The following is a 13629-nucleotide window of genomic DNA, read 5'->3' as shown; positions in this document are numbered from 1 at the left end:
GAATCAGTGACCGCAGGTGCAGCCGGCTCCCAAGTTGCTACGAAGGAGTTGGGCGCGGAGCACATCGCTGCCACCGCTCGCGACGACTTCGCCCGGCAGCACGCCAGCGATGATTTCGACGAAGCCATCCTGCTTTGCGCCCGGACGCACTGATCGAGTCACGAAAAACTTCTGTCGATCCTTTTCAAAGAACCTCGCGTCGCGAACAAACACGACGTGGCTCGAACCATCCCACTGCAATGATTCCTCGGGGACGACGATCGCCGCCAGTTCTTGCCGCAGCACGATCTCACCACGTCCAAACGACTCATTGCGAAGGCTAGCGTCGGCGTTCGGTAGCTCTGCACGAACGCGTACCGTCCGGGTCTGCGAATCCACATCGCTGCTGATCCAAGTGATCGTTCCTTCGTGTTCGACTTGGCTGCCATCGCCTCGGTAGCGAACCGGCAATCCGAGCCGAGCCAGCGACGCCTGTTCGGCGGGCACTCGAAGGTCCAGCCAAACCGATCGTGTATCCGCGATGCGGAACATGCGGCTGCCGCGATTAACCACTTCGCCCAGCGTGACTTCGCGATCAACGATGCGACCTTCGATCGGTGCAGTCGCCGCGATCAGGTTATCGCCACCGGTCGACGATTCAATTTGTTTCATTCCGATCGCTCGAACCCGTCGTTTTGTCTCGGCCAAACTAGACGATTGCAGTGTTTCGGGATCGACGGTCACGCCCAGGTTTGCAAATCCACGCACGGCCTGTTCGACCATAACGGTTGCTTGTTGCAGATCGGTCTTCACCTCAATCACGCGGCGACCGGGAACCGCGCCGCTGGGGGCAAGCTTCTCGACACGCGCGAGTTGATCGAGTTGCAGGCGTTCCTCAAGCAGTGCCGACAACAACTCTGACTTCAGCCGTCCGATGTCTTTGGAATCGACCACCGCCAACACATCGCCGATTTTGACCCAGTCGCCAACGTTGACCAAAACCTTGCGAACAATGCCGTCGGCCGAAGGCGACACTTGGGCCGTCTTGGTCGCGTCGTATTGAATCTCGCCCGCCGCTTCGATCGACTCGGTGATGCTCGCTCGCGTCACTGGTTCTACGTCCACGCCCGCTTTGTTCATCGCTTCGATCGAGGCGAATTGAATCCGCGAACCCGCCGAACTGCTCAGCGGCAGGTTCTCCGCTCGTGGTATCAACGCCAACGCCTCGGCGGCTCTTTGCAAGTCCGCGTCGGTCACATCGACCGCCGTTTTGGTTTGTGCCAATTCAGGATGATGAAGCACGCAACCATGGACACCGTGTTCGTTGCAGAACGTTAGTTCTGGCGGTGATTCAAGCAGCGACGGATCGCAAACGACGCAGTCATCTTCCGGCACGCCGTGGCTGTCGCACCACTTCGGCCCCGACGCCACCTCCGTCGTCGCAATCGAGCTGTACGAGGGCAGCTTCCAATCGTTGTGATGCCCGTACCACCCGATGCCGGCCAGCAAGCCGAGCACGACGACAGACGGAATCCATCCAAGAATCGTTGCGACCATGTTCGGCTGCGGGTCCACCGCTTCGTTTCGCTCGGCCTCCGCGACGCCGTTTGGCATCGGCTGTTTGGTCGCCGGCGCATCGACTTCCGGCTTATCAAGAGTTGTAGACATACGGGCACACTCAAACGTTTTCGACTTTCAAAGATCGAGCGATCACCCGCGCAACATGCGCGCAGCAACCCGCTCAGGGATTTGACGATCCGCTCGTCAAATGCGTGGGAAAGTCGTCTGCTAGATCAGCAGAGTGCAGAGAGTGGCCAATCGTTCGCCGGTTGTCGGCGGCCACTGGCAGACATCGAGCCGAGTAGAAGTACGATGCGAAGAGGACAGTTTTGAAGCCGACGTCAAAACAACAAAATCAAACGAAACCTCGTGGAACGAAAGCGAATCCAAGATGCTAGGCCCAATTGGCAAAGCACCCGCACAGAAGCAATCGTGGCATTCGCCGCCCTCAGACGGGCAAGCAGGTTCCGGTGACTGCGAATCGTGGCAGCAGCAAGATTCGCAAGCACCGACCGCCGGGCTTTCGGCGGTAACGTCCGTTCTCCCAGCATCGCAGCAGCGACCACCCAGTGCTGGGCAGCCCAACACGGTGGCGATCATCAAAATGCGAAGCGATGCTTGAAACATGGCACTATTATCGGTCGCGATGGCGTAAATGTAAAGCTCAATCCATCGCGCCCGACCGTCCAGGTTGGCCGAAACTGAGCGAATTACCGCATCACATCGTGTTTGTTTCTTCCTAATCACCGCGTCGAAACCAATCAAAGACGTGGTCGTGGCCTTCGATGCCGGTAACGTTGTGGCGCGCGGGGGCGTCAAGGAATCCGGTGTGCTCAAAGCGTAATGTGATGTCTTCGTTGTGGGTCGGATCGGGCGTTCGGTCGGCGTCCCAACCGAGCATCAGGTGGCCGCTGGGTAGTAGAGCCTGATGGCATGCCGTGATCATGTCACGGACACTTTCTGGCGTATCGACTCCGAAGCCCAAGAGTCCGTTGATGTGGATCATGTCGAAGCGTACACCGCGAAAGACTCGGTCGACTTCGCAAATGTCGCCCGTGCGGTGAAGTTGGCCGTTGCCAAAACGCGCCGCCGACCGATCGAAGTCGATCGTCCAAACCGCCGTCATCTGACGGTCGAAAGCTTCCGGATACCGCCGCGTGTAGCGACGTGTTCCGGCAAGCAGGACATTGGCGGGTTTCATCCTCGCCATCGCCGGAAGCATCACTTGCAAAAGATAAACGCGATCCGGCAACGATTGAACTTGCCAGTTGAATCTGATCGCCGAGACGATCGACTTGGTTTTGGTGACTATTTGCATGATGTTGGTTTATGCGTTCTCTGCAAAGCGTTCGTCTCGGATACCCAGCCGCAACTTCCACTCCATCGCACTGCAATACAAAACCGGCACGATGAACATCGTGATGATTGCGATGACCATGCCGCCGAAGCTGGGGATCGCCATCGGCACCATAATGTCGCTGCCACGGCCGGTCGATGTCAGGATTGGAATCAATGCCAGGATTGTCGTCGCCGTGGTCATTAAACACGGTCGAACGCGACGCAGACCCGCAGCCACAGTGGCTTCGCGAGCGTGCTGGGCGTTCTCGATGCGATCCTTGCGGAAGCTTTCGTCAAGGTACGATGCGATCACGACGCCGTCGTCGCTGGCGATACCGAACAGGGCTAGGAATCCGACCCAGACCGCGACACTGAGGTTAATCGTTTTGACTTGGAACAGCTCACGCATGTTTGTGCCGATTAAACTGAAATCGAGGAACCATTCGGTCCCGTACAACCACAGCATGATGAAACCGCCCGCCCACGCGATCAGAATGCCACTGAAGACTAGCGATGTTGTGATGGCTGATTTGAATTGCAGGTACAGAATCAAGAAGATGATCCCGAGCGCGAGTGGCAAAACGATTGCCAACGTTTTTTGCGATCGGATTTGGTTTTCGTAGTTGCCCGCGAACGTGTAGGTGACTCCGGCTGGCAGCGTGAACTCGCCCGAGTCGATTTTCGATTGCAGGAACGCTTGAGCATCTTCGACAACGTCGACTTCCGCCTCACCGGGCTTCTTGTCGAATAGCACGTATCCGAGCAAGAACGTGTCTTCGCTCTTGATGACCTGCGGGCCGCGCGTGTAACGAATGTCTGCGAGTTGTCCGAGCGGAATCTGCGATCCCATCGGCGTTGGGACCAGAATCCGTTCGAGCGATTCGAGATCGTCCCGCAGTTCGCGGGCGTAACGAACTCGCACTGGGAAACGCTCACGGCCTTCGACTGTCTTCGTAATCTGCCGGCCGCCAATCGCAACCTCGATCACGTCCTGCACGCTGCGAATATGCAGTCCGTATCGCTTGATCGCGTCACGGTCGATGTCGATCTCCAAGTACGGCTTGCCGACGATGCGGTCAGCGATGACGGCTGACGATTGGACCGTTGGAATCTGCTTCAACAGCGATTCCAATTCCAGCGCAACCCGCTCGATCGTCTCCAGGTCCGGGCCTTTCACCTTCATTCCCATCGGCGCACGCATGCCGCTTTGCAGCATCACGATCCGAGCCGCGATCGGCTGCAATTTAGGGGCGGACGTCGTGCCTGGAATCTGGGCCGCCGTCGTGATCGCTTGCCAAATGTCGTCAGGCGTGCGTATTTCGTCTCGCCATTGCCGGAACGGACGACCGGTGGGATCAAGGATCAGCTCACCGTCGTCGTCGCGGACATACTCGTTTCCTTCCGTGTCATAGCGGAAGTTCAGCCGGTGACCGTCTTCGTCGGTTTTGTATTCCGACTTGTAGGTGATGTAGGTTTCGATCATCGACACGGGTGCCGGATCAAGCGGCGTGTCGGCGCGACCAATCTTGCCGACGACCGATTCGACTTCGGGGATCGAGACGAGCAATTGATTCTGCAACTGCAACACGTCCATCGCTTCACCGATCGAAGCGTGAGGCATCGTGGTGGGCATGTAGAGAAACGAACCTTCATCGAGCGGCGGCATGAATTCTTTGCCGAGTCCCGGTAGCACGCCGGTTGCTGTTCTCCAAGGACCGGACTCCCGAACAGTCGAATCAGAAACGCCAACCATCGAGAGCGTCTTGGGGACGAAACCGAAGACCTTGTCGAAACCCAACCAAGCCGATCCGCCGAACAGTAGGATCGCAGTTGGCAAGCAGAGAAACGCGAGCTTGTGATTCAGGCACCAACGCAGGATCGGTTCGTACAGGAACCGTTGAAAGACAGTAAAGAAACCGAGGATGCCGCCAATCAATCCGCCAGCGAACAGAAGATTCAGCAGCAAACCTTTCTGCGGCCCCAGCGGCAACCACTCCTGAGTCAGCAGAACACCGACGACTATCGCCGCGAGTGCACTGGCCGCGTACGGTCCGAAACGGTGGTAACGCTCAGGAATCCGTTCTTCGTACAGTTTGTATGCGGACAGCACGATCAAGATTGCACCGACCCACCATGTCAGCAGCATCGACGCGGCAAGACCGAGAATCAGTAACGCGAACCAAGCCCCGCGACGCAAACTCTTTGACTCAATGCGCCCGCCCATCAACACGTGGGCGGCTGGCGGAATGATTGTCAGCGCCACAATGACGGATGCCGCGAGTGCAAACGTCTTGGTGAATGCGAGCGGACGAAACAGCTTTCCTTCCGCACCGATCATCGTGAATACTGGCAGAAAACTGACCACGGTCGTTGTCACGGCGGTCAGCACCGCACCGGCGACTTCGTGAGCCGCCTTGAAGATCACCGTCATTTTGTCGTCTTCGGGCGCAGCTTCATCCAGGTATTTGAGAATGTTCTCGGTGAGAATAATCCCCATATCGACCATCGTCCCGATCGCAATCGCGATGCCGGACAACGCCACGATGTTTGCGTCCACGCCAAACGTCTTCATGGCGATGAAGCACATCAACACCGCCAGCGGCAATAAAGCGCTGATCAGGAACGAACTGCGTAGGTGGACGACCATCACCAGGATCACGATGATTGTCACGAGGATTTCTTCAAAGAGCGCTGTGTTCAGCGTGCCTAGCGTCTCATAAATCAAGCCCGTGCGATCGTAGAATGGCACGACCGCGACTTGACTGGTCGTAATCCATGTCGGCCACTGTTCTTGGGGCATGCTACGAAGATGCTTGACGAGTTGAGTGTTGAGAGTCGAGGGTTGAGAGAGTGAAGTGACGATGTCTTCGGAACTCTCAACTCTCAACCCTAAACTCTCAACCCACTGCTCAACTTCATCGGCCGACGTCTTTGTGTAATCGACAAGCACCTTCGTCGGCAGGCCCGGCGAAACTTCCTTGATACGCTGTTTGATGTTCTTGATCGCTGCCAGCGGGTTGTATCCGTAACGCACGACCGCGACTCCGCCGACGGCTTCGGCACCGGCCTTATCGAGCGCACCACGTCGGAGAACCGGCCCGAGTGACACGTTGGCCACGTCGGCCACCGTGATCGGCACGTTGTCCGTCACTTTTACGACCGTCTTTTCGATGTCTTCGATGTTCTCGATGAAGCCAAGACCGCGGATGACGTATTCCGCCTTGTTCAGTTCGATCGTCCGAGCTCCCACATCAACGTTCGTCATGCGGATCGACTCGAACACCTTCGCAAGCGTCACTCCAGCGGCCCGCATCGCATCGGGATCAACGTCGATTTGGTATTCCTGAACGAATCCGCCGATCGACGCGACTTCACTGATCCCTTCCGCTGAAGTCAAAGAGTAGCGAACGTAGTAATCTTGAATCGTTCGCAGCTCTCGCAAGTCCCAACCGCCGGTCGGGTTGCCGTCGGGATCGCGGCCCTCAAGCGTGTAAAGATAAATCTGCCCCAATGCTGTCGCGTCCGGTCCGAGAGTCGGTTGCACGCCATCGGGCAAGGTACCAGCCGGCAAGCTGTTCAGCTTTTCCAGCACTCGCGTTCGCGACCAATAGAAGTCTGCGTCTTCGCCGAAGATGATGTAAATCGACGAGAAGCCGAACATCGAATAGCTGCGGATCGTCTTGACTTCGGGAATGCCCAACAGCGCAACCGTCAACGGATAACCGATCTGGTCCTCGACGTCCTGTGGGCTGCGACCCATCCACTGCGTGAACACGATTTGTTGGTTCTCGCCAATGTCGGGAATCGCGTCGACGGGAACGGGATTGCGAGGCAATGCGCCGGTGTCCCAGTCGAATGGCGCGACCATGACGCCCCAGCCTAGCGTGGCAATGACCAGCAACAACACAACGAGCTTATTGGTCAGGCAGAACCAGATCAACCGGCCGAGCAGGCTCCGCTTCGCTTCGTCTAGTTGAGAGTCGGTAGTTGAGAGTTGAGAGCTAGGCATACTTAGACGCCCAGGCTACGTTTCAGGCCGCTAATCATCCGTGCAATTTCTTCGCAATCCTGATACAGCTTCCGTGCATCTTCTTTCGGAATGAACTCTTGCCGTTGAGCGATATGAAGTTGCGACACGACCTCCATGACAGATCCGTAGGCAATCTGAAGAAACCGAGAGAAATCCTTTTTTGATTCGCGACCACTGCCCTCGGCGATATTCGACGACACCGAAACTGCCGCGCGACGCATCTGATTCGCCAAACCAAACTTCTCATAGTCGGGAAAGTCACGAGTAAAACGATATACTTCGTCGGCCAAATCAACTGACTTTTGCCAGACATCAAGCTTTTCAAAACCAAACATGGACGTCTATTCCCTCCCCTTGCTCTCAACTCTCGACCCTAAACTCTCAACTCGGTCCACACACTTCAGCATCGACGGGCCGTAGTACGGATTGCGAACTGCATCGTCAGACTGAATCCACGATGCACCACGTCCCTCAAACGCCATCGGGCAATGCAGTTCGTAAAGAGCCGCGTCGGTGGGAAGGCCGAACATCCGCTCCAGGCTCAGCATCTGCTCAGACAGCAACGCGAATCCGCTCCGCAACGCGGCGAGGTCGTTTGCTTTCTGCATTCTTGCGACGATCTCGGACAAGTCGCGTTTCTCTTTGCTCCACATTTCGACCGCTTTGGACTCAGAGACGATTGGCAGCAAGGAAGCCAATCGCTGATGCAACGGATCGACGGCTTGCTTCGCAGCCTCCAGATCGTCGGCCGCGAGCGCCTTGCCAACTCCCAAGTAGGGACCGACAAAGCCGTTCAATTGCTGAGTCACTTCTGGCGGAGCGTCCATGTTTGTCATGGCTGGCATCTGCATTTCGTCGTGAGACATCGGCAGCGGGAACTGAACCTTCATTTGATCGACGTGCTGGCGAGTCAACGCGAACACACGATCGGCTTCACGCATGGAATCCACTTCGCGACCTTCGGTGACGTCGTTCCTCAATAACATCGCAATCTCGAACCACTGCGGTCGCATCGGAGGACCGATCAAGTCCGCCGGCACCGCCTCGACCGCTTTACCCAACTCGTCGTAGCCGGCACGAATCTCTGCGAGGTTCGCTGCTTCGACCTTTTCTTGAATCGTTTTGTATTGCTCAACAATGCCCTGCATCGCATCACGTACCGCTGCCACCAACTCCATCGGACTCGCGGGCATCGTGACACCTTCGTCTGCCTTTGGCATTTCCATACCGCCGTGGTTGTGTCCACCGCCGCCGCCACCTTGAGGTGTCATCATCGAGGGCTTCGCAGAAATCTGCAGCGCACTGTCGAGCTTGAAGTTTCCGTTGGTCACAACGAGGTCGCCTTCGTTGAGACCGGACTTCACCAGATAGAAGTCACCTGCTCGCGGACCGATCACAATCTCGCGACCTTCATAAGTCGGCTTGTCTGCGTCGGGAATCTGAACGTAGACGATCGCTCGTGTACCGGTTAGCAACACGGCTGACGTCGGTACGATCAACGGCTTCGCAGCATTGGTCGGTTCCGCAGTGACATAGCCCAATGATTCGGCCCGCACCAATGGCATCCCGCAAATGTCGCAGTCGCCCGGTTGATCTTTCACGATCTCCGGATGCATCGGGCTGATCCACTTTCCAGCCAACGACGCATCAAGCACTCGGCCGCCCGCCGCGACGTTGCTCTTCACGATCGCCCGCACGAACATCTCCGGCTTCAGTCGGCCGTCATCGTTGCTGACGTTCACGCGAACCTTCACCGTTCGTGTGTCTTTGTTCAACACCGGGTCGATGAACGCGATGCGACCATGAAAAACCTCGCCCGGATAAGCTTCCGTCGTGAACTCGACGTCTTGCCCGTACCGCAACCAAGCTAGGTCCGATTCGTAAGCATCCATCTGAACCCACAAGTGGTTCAAATCAGCGACAGTGTAGATTCGGTCGCCGGTCTGTACGCGATCACCTTCTTGTTTCATCTTGCCGACGACCACGCCGCCAACCGGCGAATAGATCGTTACGGTTTCGGATGACTTACCACGTTGCTCGATTGTCTGAACCTGTTCTGGCGTCAGTCCCAGCAACCGCAACTTCTCGCGAGCGGATTCGGCAAGATCGAGTGGTTCGATGAAACGCGATGAGCTTTGCGGCCGGTCCCGCCGAGCGGCGGCAAGCAACTCTTCCTGTGCGGTGTAGAGTGCCTCGCTGTAGATTTGCACCATGTGGTCGCCCTTGTTGACTTCGACGCCCGTATAGTCAACGAACATGCGTTCGAGCCTGCCGGGAACCCAAGCCGTGATGTGGGCAAGTCGTGTTTCGTCGTACTCGATCTTGCCCACCATCCGAACATCGGCCGTCACGTATTGCCGACGGACGGGGCTGACCTGAACGTTCATTAGGCTCTTGATCTCAGAGCTGATCGAAACGGTGCGAACACCGTCGGCCGATTCTCTCACTGGAACCAAGTCCATCCCACAGATCGGACAACTGCCCGGACCATCGCGACGGATTTGCGGATGCATCGAGCAAGTCCAAATCGTCGGTTTCCCTTGCATGGCCTCCGAATTCGACGTACCGGAATTCGAGGACACTTTCGGCTCATCCGATCCGCCGCCAAACCATGAAGCGACGAAGACACCGAGCAGCACAAACGCCACCGCTTGTGCAATCCAGAGTTTCCCGCGGTGTTGTTTGAAGAATTCGTTCATGAGATTAGTTGAAAGTTTATCGTTGAGAGTTGAGGGTTTGTCAGATGGAAGTTTGGATGGTCGGACGCTTTACTGTCGACCCTCAACTGTCGACTCTCAACTTCCCCAACCAAGTCACCAGCTTCGCCACTTCATCTTGGTCGCGAACGCCGACGGCGGTGACGCTTCGAGTGCCTTGCTTCCAAGTTGCCGCGATGCTGGAATCGAGATCGACTAGGCAGCAGTCTTTGTCGCCGCACGTTGCCATGCTTTGGTGGCGATCGCCAAACCAAGCGGTCTCTTCGTCGTCGTGTTCAAATAGAACCAACGTCGAACCGTCGTTGCGTTTGCAGACCGCCTTTACGCACGTGCAACAAGGCATCTTCAAGACGCTGGTTGATGCCAACGAATAACCCTCTGGCAATCCGCCCGAGACGATCGGTCGATAGCCGACCAACTTCACTGCTCCGTCCGCGTCGACTTTCTCACCGTCGTACTTGGTAAGCAGCATCTGTTCCGCTGCGTCAGGGTCGTTGGGCAACTTCTGTAAATAGTCATCCATCACCCCAGCGAACTCGAGCATGTGGTCAGCTGACATGCCTTCTTCGCCTTCGTGCGAATGCATCGCCATGCCGCCGGCAGTGTTATTTACGCTACCCTGATCGCCGCCGTACCAAAGGCCAAAACCGAGCAACAACAGAATCGACGCGGCCAACGACACCAGCCCCGCGCCGTACGGCGACTCGCGAATCCAAACGCTAAACCGTCGCGACAAGGTCACCGGCTCAACGGCCGTCGGCGATTCACGCTCAATTCGCTGCCACAGATTAGACGGCTTTGCAGGGATGGGCGTTTGAGCGAAATTCGACCCGATTGACCTGAACGAACTCAGCTCTGCCGCACACGATTCGCATGACTCAACGTGTTTCGCCACCGTTGCCGCTTGTCCAGCCGCAAGCTCGTCGTCGTGATAAGCCGACAGATATGGCTGCACTGTTTTGCAATCGTTGGTTGACATAACCCGCTCATTCTCTGGGAGACGCTTCTGCTGATGTGTTTTTGATGCCCGAGTTACGTGTTTCTTCACGCATTTCAGTGAATTTGCAGAATTCTTTCCGCATCGCGTGAAGAAAGCGACCGCCCAAGTATCCAAATGCACGTCAATCGAAAATTCGCCCTCCTCATCCGCGAAGGCAAGACCCCATGCGACTCACGAAATTCATCCCGTTTCTACTCGGCGGGCTGCTCATTCTCGGCATTTACGGCTGCAGCTCGCCCGAATCCGATCCCGTGACGCCATCCGCGACTCCCGCCAGCGACACGGCCGAGGATCACGCAGGCCATGACCATGGCGACCATGCCAATCACGGTCACGGGGATCATGCCGCCGTCGACGCCGATTCGCCGATGGCCAAGATGATGCCCGGTTTGAAAGAGCTTTCGCCGGAAGACTACAAGTCCGCCATGGCCCAACACATGTGCCCCGTCAGCGGTGAGATGCTGGGAACAATGGGAGCACCCGAAAAGGTCGACGTGAACGGCAAGTCAGTGTGGATTTGCTGCGACGGCTGCAAAGACAAACTGCTCGCCGACCCAGACAAGTACCTCGCCAAGTTGAATCAGTAGCCCCACGTTCATCACCCTGCACCATCACTTTTTTCTAAGAACTATATCAATGAAACTTCGCATTCTCACTGCAATTGTCGCCGCCACACTGTTCGCGTCGCCCCAACTCGCGACCGCGCAGGACATCCACTCCGGACACGACCACGCTGGCCACAGCCACGCCACTGCGGCAACTGGCCCACACGGTGGCACTGTGCAAACCGTTGGCGACCGCCGAGTCGAAACGGTGATCGCCGACAAAGGCATCATGTTCATGATTCTTGGCAAGAACGATCAACCCATCGCTCCGCCCGATGCGAGCGGTACACTGAAACTTCGAGTCGGCGACAGCGAGAAGGAATACACCTACCAACTCAAAACGCTCAAGAATCTCGCGATTGGAGTCGGCGTCGACCTTTCCAAAGTCGTTGATCGACCGTTGCACATGAACGTCGAGATCACCAACATCGGAAACCAGCCTCTGGTATTCCACGCGATGGGCAAACTCGCCAGCGGTAAGCTCTCTGATGAACTCCTCATCAGCCTCCAAGCCACATGCCCCGTCAGCGGTCAACCGCTCGGCTCGATGGGCAAGCCGCCCAAAATCACAATCGGTGACAAGTCACTCTTCGTCTGCTGTGCCGGCTGTACCAAGAAAGTCGAAGCCTCACCCGACCAGTACCTCACCAAGTACTACAGCGCCAAAGGGGAACAAGTCCGCGAGGGCGTTTTCAAATCGACGCTTGCCGATGCTGCCGCAATCGCCGCACAGAAAACCTGTCCCGTGATGGACGAACCGTTGGGCGGCATGGGCGTCCCAGGTAAAGTCAACGTCAACGGAAAGGCCGTCTACATCTGCTGCCCTGGCTGCGTTAAAAAGCTAGTCGCCGAACCCGACAAGTACCTCGCGTCCCTCAAAGCCAAGGGAATCACGCCACCCGCGTTCTAAATATGGCGTCAAACATCTTTCGCCGCCGGACCGACTGAGCGAATCAGATCGCTCCACATTTCACGCTGCTTGACCCAATACAGTTGCTTCGTGATCGGACGCAAGTTCCTTTCGTGAATTTTTGAACGCCCCGTCATTTCGCGGGGCAAGTACAGCAACGCTTCCTGGATCTCGGGTGCGAGCAGCGATAGGCTCAGGATTTGAGTGAGACGAGGCTGTGATACTTTGCCCATTTTGGCAAGTTCGATCGTATCCTGCGCTTCGCCACGCCGCAGCATCTCGTCCATACGAATCGCGAGCGCCATCAAGCGTGAAATCCTTGGAACCTTCCCTCGCCGTTTCACCGGTGGTTCGTCTGCCGGCTCCGCCTTCTTTTTGACGGGTTTCTTCAGGTTCACGTTGACATTGCATTTGACCATGATCATGAGTTCGTCTCCTGTTGTTGTTCGGTCGCTTCGGCGGAAATGGTTTTGATGCCCGCCGGGTGCATCGAAATCGAAAGTGAGCTTTCGTCAGCGTCGAATTCGATCCGGCTGATCAGCAACGTCAGCACCGCCGACTTCTCGCGAGTGTTCAGCTCATTCCAGACGTTGCCAAAATCTGCAAAGGCGGCGTTCACATCACGCTCGTCGATCTGTTCCGCAGCCAAACGTTTGATCTCGCCGTCAACGATTTCAAGCGACTCAATAATCCCAGCAACCTCTTGATGCAAGGCGGTCAGCATGTGGTGGCGATCAAGCGAATGGTCGATCCGGGAATCCTGTCGCAACGCATTGGCACTGGCAGAGGAGAAGAATTTCAATTCGATCGCGTTGCCACTGATTGGTGCTGGCACCGGTGGCGGGTCGACTGAGGCAGTTTTTGATATGATGAGGGATGAACTCGCAAACGTTAGCTTCGGAGGGCGAATCGTCATCGTTCAATTTCAGAAAGACTGAATATACAGGTTCCGATCAAATGCAGATCAATTCTCAAGTCGGTGATGTACTGGAAGTAGCCGCTGATGTTTTGATCTCTACCGCGAACCCTTGGCTAAATCTATCGGGCGGCGTCAATGGAGCGATCCTTTCGGCGGTTGGACCGACGATTCAAGAAGAACTGCACGCCCACCTGAAGAGCCAAGGCATCTCCGCCGTGCCGGCTGGAACCGTCGTTCAAAGTCGGGCCGGAAACCTCCCGTTCAATTGCATTCTGCATGCTGTAGCGATCGACCCGTTTTACGATTCGTCCATTGAGCTAGTCCGCCAGACCGTCGCCGCCGCACTGGACCTTGCCATCAAGGCGGGAGCGAAAACGATCTCTACGCCGACACTGGCCACCGGATACGGCCCCATGTCGATCGCTGATTTCGGAACTGCAGTGGCACCGCTTGCGGGTGCACCTAGGTTTGATGGGCTTTCATTGACAATCGTAGTCCGCTCGGAAACGCACCGATCCGAGCTGTCCAAAGCAATCTCAGCGGCTCAGGCTCAGGCGTGAAGGAAACCGCA

At 56.5% G+C, this 13629-nt stretch carries 12 protein-coding genes and 1 pseudogene; 4 read left to right on the top strand and 9 right to left on the bottom strand.

The window, feature by feature from the left end:
* Nucleotides 1–3: 3 nt before the first annotated feature.
* The 7 genes and pseudogenes from NZK35_RS00600 to NZK35_RS00570 all read right to left on the bottom strand — a co-directional run.
* A complete protein-coding gene (locus NZK35_RS00600; protein ID WP_259630658.1) occupies nt 4–1647 on the bottom strand; it encodes an efflux RND transporter periplasmic adaptor subunit in 1644 nt (547 codons plus the stop codon).
* A 631-nt stretch (nt 1648–2278) separates the two neighbouring features.
* Entirely contained in the window at nt 2279–2857 is a 579-nt protein-coding gene (locus tag NZK35_RS00595; protein ID WP_259630657.1) for a class I SAM-dependent methyltransferase, read from the bottom strand.
* A 9-nt stretch (nt 2858–2866) separates the two neighbouring features.
* Nucleotides 2867–6886: an efflux RND transporter permease subunit gene (locus NZK35_RS00590; RefSeq protein WP_259630656.1), complete on the bottom strand. Its 4020-nt coding sequence runs from the start codon at nt 6884–6886 to the stop codon at nt 2867–2869.
* Between the two features lie 2 nt (nt 6887–6888).
* Nucleotides 6889–7242 (bottom strand): four helix bundle protein, encoded by a 354-nt coding sequence (locus NZK35_RS00585; protein WP_259630655.1) that lies wholly within the window; start codon nt 7240–7242, stop codon nt 6889–6891.
* 6 nt (nt 7243–7248) lie between these two features.
* Entirely contained in the window at nt 7249–9606 is a 2358-nt protein-coding gene (locus NZK35_RS00580; RefSeq protein WP_259630654.1) for an efflux RND transporter periplasmic adaptor subunit, read from the bottom strand.
* An 82-nt stretch (nt 9607–9688) separates the two neighbouring features.
* Nucleotides 9689–10360 (bottom strand): hypothetical protein, encoded by a 672-nt coding sequence (locus NZK35_RS00575; RefSeq protein ID WP_259630689.1) that lies wholly within the window; start codon nt 10358–10360, stop codon nt 9689–9691.
* Nucleotides 10361–10495: 135 nt separating this feature from the next.
* A pseudogene (locus NZK35_RS00570) lies at nt 10496–10603 on the bottom strand (zf-HC2 domain-containing protein); the annotation flags it as partial.
* A gap of 185 nt (nt 10604–10788) precedes the next feature.
* On the opposite strand from NZK35_RS00570, the gene NZK35_RS00565 reads away from it, so the two are divergent.
* Nucleotides 10789–11211 (top strand): hypothetical protein, encoded by a 423-nt coding sequence (locus tag NZK35_RS00565; RefSeq protein WP_259630653.1) that lies wholly within the window; start codon nt 10789–10791, stop codon nt 11209–11211.
* A gap of 49 nt (nt 11212–11260) precedes the next feature.
* Nucleotides 11261–12139: a hypothetical protein gene (locus NZK35_RS00560; protein ID WP_259630652.1), complete on the top strand. Its 879-nt coding sequence runs from the start codon at nt 11261–11263 to the stop codon at nt 12137–12139.
* A gap of 8 nt (nt 12140–12147) precedes the next feature.
* On the opposite strand, the gene NZK35_RS00555 is transcribed toward NZK35_RS00560, so the two are convergent.
* The gene (locus NZK35_RS00555; protein WP_259630651.1) at nt 12148–12564 is read right to left on the bottom strand and encodes a hypothetical protein; all 417 of its coding nucleotides are present in this window, start codon (nt 12562–12564) and stop codon (nt 12148–12150) included.
* On the bottom strand, nt 12561–12974 hold the full coding sequence (locus NZK35_RS00550) for a hypothetical protein (protein WP_259630690.1): 414 nt from the start codon (nt 12972–12974) through the stop codon (nt 12561–12563). Before NZK35_RS00550 ends, NZK35_RS00555 begins: the two co-directional genes overlap by 4 nt.
* Between NZK35_RS00550 and NZK35_RS00545 the strand changes: the two genes are divergently transcribed.
* Complete coding sequence (locus tag NZK35_RS00545; protein ID WP_259630650.1) at nt 12913–13077, top strand: macro domain-containing protein; 165 nt, start codon at nt 12913–12915, stop codon at nt 13075–13077. The genes NZK35_RS00550 and NZK35_RS00545 overlap by 62 nt on opposite strands.
* Complete coding sequence (locus NZK35_RS00540; RefSeq protein ID WP_259630649.1) at nt 13016–13618, top strand: macro domain-containing protein; 603 nt, start codon at nt 13016–13018, stop codon at nt 13616–13618. Before NZK35_RS00545 ends, NZK35_RS00540 begins: the two co-directional genes overlap by 62 nt.
* Nucleotides 13619–13629: the final 11 nt, after the last annotated feature.

The organism is Stieleria sedimenti (assembly GCF_025060895.1).
GTDB lineage: Bacteria > Planctomycetota > Planctomycetia > Pirellulales > Pirellulaceae > Stieleria > Stieleria sedimenti.
Note: the sequence above shows the minus strand (reverse complement) of the source record. Positions and strands in the feature narration are given on the sequence as shown.

Bases quoted from the DNA above. Each gene is read 5' to 3' on its own strand.
- NZK35_RS00600 (WP_259630658.1), bottom strand. From the start codon at position 1,647: ATGTCTACAACTCTTGATAAGCCGGAAGTCGATGCGCCGGCGACCAAA.
- NZK35_RS00585 (WP_259630655.1), bottom strand. From the start codon at position 7,242: ATGTTTGGTTTTGAAAAGCTTGATGTCTGGCAAAAGTCAGTTGATTTG.
- NZK35_RS00595 (WP_259630657.1), bottom strand. From the start codon at position 2,857: ATGCAAATAGTCACCAAAACCAAGTCGATCGTCTCGGCGATCAGATTC.
- NZK35_RS00590 (WP_259630656.1), bottom strand. From the start codon at position 6,886: ATGCCTAGCTCTCAACTCTCAACTACCGACTCTCAACTAGACGAAGCG.
- NZK35_RS00580 (WP_259630654.1), bottom strand. From the start codon at position 9,606: ATGAACGAATTCTTCAAACAACACCGCGGGAAACTCTGGATTGCACAA.
- NZK35_RS00555 (WP_259630651.1), bottom strand. From the start codon at position 12,564: ATGATCATGGTCAAATGCAATGTCAACGTGAACCTGAAGAAACCCGTC.
- NZK35_RS00565 (WP_259630653.1), top strand. From the start codon at position 10,789: ATGCGACTCACGAAATTCATCCCGTTTCTACTCGGCGGGCTGCTCATT.
- NZK35_RS00540 (WP_259630649.1), top strand. From the start codon at position 13,016: ATGAACTCGCAAACGTTAGCTTCGGAGGGCGAATCGTCATCGTTCAAT.
- NZK35_RS00560 (WP_259630652.1), top strand. From the start codon at position 11,261: ATGAAACTTCGCATTCTCACTGCAATTGTCGCCGCCACACTGTTCGCG.